The organism is Agrobacterium sp. DE0009 (genome assembly GCF_007680755.1).
Lineage (GTDB): Bacteria > Pseudomonadota > Alphaproteobacteria > Rhizobiales > Rhizobiaceae > Agrobacterium > Agrobacterium tumefaciens_B.
This window is the reverse complement of the sequence record NZ_VEIU01000019.1, coordinates 1-4,349: the sequence shown is the minus strand read 5'-3', so window position 1 is coordinate 4,349 and position 4,349 is coordinate 1. Positions and strand designations below refer to the sequence as shown.

The 4,349-nt window shown below is 58.8% G+C and carries 5 protein-coding genes; all 5 read right to left on the bottom strand.

Annotated features, from left to right (window positions below; translation table 11 throughout):
* Window positions 1-563: LysR family transcriptional regulator (locus FS804_RS24555; RefSeq protein WP_144579337.1), on the bottom strand; the 563-nt coding region annotated here is incomplete at its 3' end.
* Window positions 564-638: 75 nt separating this feature from the next.
* Entirely contained in the window at window positions 639-944 is a 306-nt protein-coding gene (locus tag FS804_RS24550) for a hypothetical protein (RefSeq protein WP_144579336.1), read from the bottom strand.
* Window positions 945-968: 24 nt separating this feature from the next.
* The gene (locus tag FS804_RS24545; RefSeq protein ID WP_144579335.1) at window positions 969-1,433 is read right to left on the bottom strand and encodes a DUF1348 family protein; all 465 of its coding nucleotides are present in this window, start codon (window positions 1,431-1,433) and stop codon (window positions 969-971) included.
* 74 nt (window positions 1,434-1,507) lie between these two features.
* Window positions 1,508-2,056 carry a carboxymuconolactone decarboxylase family protein gene (locus FS804_RS24540; RefSeq protein ID WP_144579334.1) on the bottom strand — a complete coding sequence of 183 codons (549 nt, stop codon included), beginning with the start codon at window positions 2,054-2,056 and terminating at the stop codon, window positions 1,508-1,510.
* Window positions 2,057-2,182: 126 nt separating this feature from the next.
* Window positions 2,183-4,240, bottom strand: coding sequence for a pyridoxamine 5'-phosphate oxidase family protein (locus FS804_RS24535; protein WP_144579333.1), 2,058 nt, complete (start codon window positions 4,238-4,240; stop codon window positions 2,183-2,185).
* Window positions 4,241-4,349 lie beyond the last annotated feature (109 nt).

Genomic DNA, 4,349 nt, shown 5'->3' with positions numbered 1-4,349 from the left:
CGGTGGTCCTTGAGATCGGCTGGCGATTTCGGAACGCCATAGCGCTCGAAGTATTTGGGCGAACCGCACATGACGCGACGGACCGTTCCGACTTTCACGGCAGAAAGATTGGAGTCGGGCAGATGGCCGATACGCACCGCGACGTCGATCCCTTCCTCGACGATGTTCACCGGCCGATCTATGAACAGCGTCTTCGCTTTCATCGTCGGATAGGTGTCGAGGTAGTCCGTGACGAGCGGAAGGACGTACATCTGACCAAATAACGCTGATGCGGTTATGGATAAAGTCCCTGTCGGCGTCGCGTAGGATCCGCCGGCCGCCGCTTCTGCTTCAGCAATATCGGCAAGGATCCGGCGGCAGTCTTCAAAGTAACGAACGCCAGCTTCGGTCATCTTCACCGAGCGGGTAGTTCGCACCAGAAGGCGCGCTCCAATGAGGTCTTCAAGCGACGCAACCGCCCGCGTGACAGCCGGAGCGCTCATGAACATCTGGCGCGCGGTGTCTGCGAAACTCTCAGTTTCGGCGACCTTTACGAAGATTTTCATTGCTTGCCAGCGATCCATCTATTCCCCCAAAGCATTCGCATTTCCAATACCTTAAGTAGTTGGAACAGAAGCCTCAAGAGGTTTTAACTGGGATCATGCGATTGGAGAGGGGCCAGCCTGCGAGATGCGTTCAATTTCCGTACACGCTTCCTCAGACAGGCCGGCGCGCAGTGCGCGCTGGCGCGTTTCGCGACAGGCGTTTAAGGCAAGCTTGACGGCAATCGATGTGTTGAAGTCGAAGCTCGACCCCCGTCTTGCGATGTCCATCTCAGCGCCGGTCATGCCAAGGGCACGACCGGCTTCTTCTTGCTTCTCAAGCAGTGGCTTGCTCGCGTTTGGTCCCGTGAGAGCCAGTTCGATTGAAAGCCTTACCCGCGGATCAATTGACGAGCTGGCCATTTTTTCATCTCCTTGATCAGCTTTCTAAAAGCCGAAATCACTCAGGCCGGGATGGTCGTCGGGCCGGCGACCCAACGGCCAACGAAACTTACGATCGGCTTCAGCGATCGGATGCTCGTTGATACTTGCATGACGCTCCCGCATCAGGCCATCCTTGGCGAACTCCCAATTCTCATTACCATAGGCGCGGAACCATTGGCCGCTGTCGTCGCGATATTCATAAGCGTACCGGACGGCAATGCGATTGTCGGTGAAGGCCCACAGTTCCTTGATCAGGCGATAGTCGAGCTCCTTGTTCCACTTGCGGGTCAGAAAAGCCTCGGCCTCAGCGCGGTTCTTCGCGAACTCGGCGCGGTTGCGCCACCGGGTATCGAGCGTGTAGGCAAGCGCCACCTTGGCGGCATCGCGACTATTCCAGCCATCTTCTGCAAGACGGACCTTCTCGATGGCGCTTTCTCTGGTGAATGGGGGAAGTGGGGGCCGGGACATATTCAAGTTCCTCTCATGATGGTGTTGGCAGTCGGGCGGAGGCGATACGTTTAGCACCGCCTCCAAGCCTGATATCAGGCAGCAGCGCGGTCGATGCGGGGAAAGTCGATCTCGGTTTCAAGCGCCTCGTTGACGTAGTTCGTGAAGGTGTTGAGGGCCACATGGGCGATGATCTCAACGATCTCTGCATCGCTGTAGCCGGCATCACGAACCTTGGCGATTTCGGCTGGTGCCACGCTTCCGCGAGCCGCGGTGAGTGCGCGGGTAAATTCGACTGCAGCAGCTGCCTTGGGGTCGTTCGACGTACCATTGCGGTTGGCAGCGATTTCGCTTTCGTCGAGCTTGGCAAACTTCGTACCGGTGAAGGTGTGGGCCGACAGGCAATAATCACAGCCATTGGCTTCCGCCATCGCAAGTGCGATGCGTTCGCGCGTTGCCGGCGGCAGCTTGCCCTTGCCGAGCGCGCTCTGGAGCGACGTCAAGCCCGTCAAAGCGGCGGGGCTGTTGGAAACCAGCCGGAAGATGTTCGGAACGGATCCGATCTGCTTCTGGATGGTCTCGAGGATTGGACGGGAGGCTTCTGGAGCTTCGTCGATAGTGGCGGGGGTAGGAATGCGTGACATCGTGTTTCTCCTTTTTCGGTTGAGAGGGACGTTGCTCTCTTGAGATTGAATATGACCCCGTGGGGCAACTTGCTGAAGATCGAAAGGGAACAAGGGACTGTTACGCTGGACGCAGCAATCGAACGTTTAGACAGCGAGCTGGAGGCCGCCTTCCTGCTCTGCCGGGACAGCGCAGCACAGGAGCACTTCATCGGCGTCGATCTTAGCGGTGGGCTGCTTGACGTAAGCAACCGCACCCTTCACGAGCTTCGTCCGGCAGGTCCCGCAATTTCCTTCCCGACAACTGAAATCGGGTTCGAGGCCACGTGCTTCGGCAAGTTCCAGGAGCGTGCCGGCACCAGGCGTCCACCGCGCTTCTTTCAGGGAAGTCGTGAACACGACGGGTACCGGTTTTTCCGACGGCTGGGCCACAGCAGACACGGCGGCTGGTGGGGGTTGACCCGTGCGGATCAGCGACGACGGACCGAAGGCTTCAGCCTGGATACGATCGTCAGCAATGTTGAGAGCCCGCAGCCCGTCATAGAGCCCTTGCGTGAAGTTTGCAGGGCCGCAGAGATAGAAATCATAGTCGTTGAACGGGAGAAACCGCGTCAGCATCGCCATATCGATCCGTCCCGCGGCATCGAAGTCCCTACCCTCTTCAGCATCGGTGGTGTCGCTGAGGACCCTGACCAAACGCACGACCCCTTTCGTTGCCCCGATAAGGTCTGCGATCTCTTTCTCGAACGGTCGATCGGCCTTGGAGCGAGCCGCGTAGAACAATGTTACCGGGCGAACGCGCTGCTTGCGGAGCCCTTCGTAAACAACATGACGGAGCATCGCGAGCAGCGGCGTGATGCCGACGCCGCCTGCAAGAAGAACCGCGGGGCGTGTCGCGTGAGCGTCGATGGTGAAGTCGCCGGCCGGCGCGCGAGCCTCGATGACATCGCCGACGGCAATATGATCATGAAGGAACTGAGATACCCGACCATCGCGCTTGACACTGATGCGGTATATGCTGTCGGACGGTGCGACCGAAAGCGTGTAGGTGCGCATGACCGACTTTTCTTGGTCGGGCACCTTTATCCGAATCGGTAGATGCTGACCGGCGTTGTGTGGGAGCAGCCCCGCGCCATCGCCGGGCTGAAGATGGAAAGACTTGATCGTCGAGCTTTCATCGACGATCGCAGTAACGGTCATTGGCCGCCAGCTTGTCGCAAGCTCCGCGGCACGAATTCGGTCGGCCGCTTGGCTCCAGCTCCCTGTCATAAGGGAGCTCGGCGACCAGCCGTCCTTCTGGAAAACCCATCTCAAAGCCAATGCGTTGCGGCGGCGAACGATGCTTGTCGGCTTGAATGTCCAGAGCCGCTCGGCGCCCCGGAAAGCGGCGATTTCGGGCGAATCGAAAATGACTTCGGCTGTCCCGGTCATCTGCAACATGTCGCCCGTGTTGAAGTCCACGAACAGAAGTCCTGCTTTCCCGTTTAGCAGGATGTTGCCGAGCGTTGCGAAGAAGAGGTTTCCATCGAAGTCGGGGATTGTCAGGACGCCACCCTCGCCGATGCGGACAAATCCAGCATTGCCGCCGCGATGGGAAACATCCACCTGACGTCGATCTTCGCGATCCACATAAGACGCAACGAAAAAAGCATCGGCTTCTTGGATGATCGCGCGTGCTTGATCATCGAGCACAGCCAGTTCCTCCACCTCACCCTGGAACGGTGCTCCCGGCTGACGCTCGAACGCGAAGTCGCGTAGCTGAATGTAGCGCGGACAGTTTCCGAAGCTCTGGTCGACATCGACGCGGAAGCCGCCGTCGATCGTCGAGACAAAACCATTCATGCGGTTGCGACGACGTGTGTGCATCTCGATGCCGACGAGACCGATTGGCAAGCCGTCCGCCAATCCTTCGCTTGCCGGGTCGCTCGGATCGCGGTGGGAAGCAATGTCGAGCACGATGGGCGAAGGTGACGACATGAACCCCGGCTCACCTTCCACGAACGTGGCCCAAGCGTCTCCGGCCCGGTCGACACTGCCAAGGACGATGAACGGCAGTTGCGTATAAAAATCCCGGTGCTGGTCCGGCATGAAATCGCGAACGACACGCTGACCGACTGAGGCCATGCGTTCCTTTACGCCGAGCTTTTCCTGGATAAAGGTCTCGCCTTCATGCCACACCGGCAGTTTTGTAAGGTTCATGGACATCCGCTTTCTCCAGAAAAAGGGGCAAAGGGCACGCGACGTATCGCACACCCTGTCGAGGCTCAGGCGGCAAGGCCGACCGGCGTCTTGACGAAGTCGACGAAGCCTGGAA

Excerpts from the sequence above, each read along its gene's own strand:
- FS804_RS24545 (WP_144579335.1), bottom strand. The coding sequence starts at position 1,433 with ATGTCCCGGCCCCCACTTCCCCCATTCACCAGAGAAAGCGCCATCGAG.
- FS804_RS24535 (WP_144579333.1), bottom strand. The coding sequence starts at position 4,240 with ATGTCCATGAACCTTACAAAACTGCCGGTGTGGCATGAAGGCGAGACC.
- FS804_RS24550 (WP_144579336.1), bottom strand. The coding sequence starts at position 944 with ATGGCCAGCTCGTCAATTGATCCGCGGGTAAGGCTTTCAATCGAACTG.
- FS804_RS24540 (WP_144579334.1), bottom strand. The coding sequence starts at position 2,056 with ATGTCACGCATTCCTACCCCCGCCACTATCGACGAAGCTCCAGAAGCC.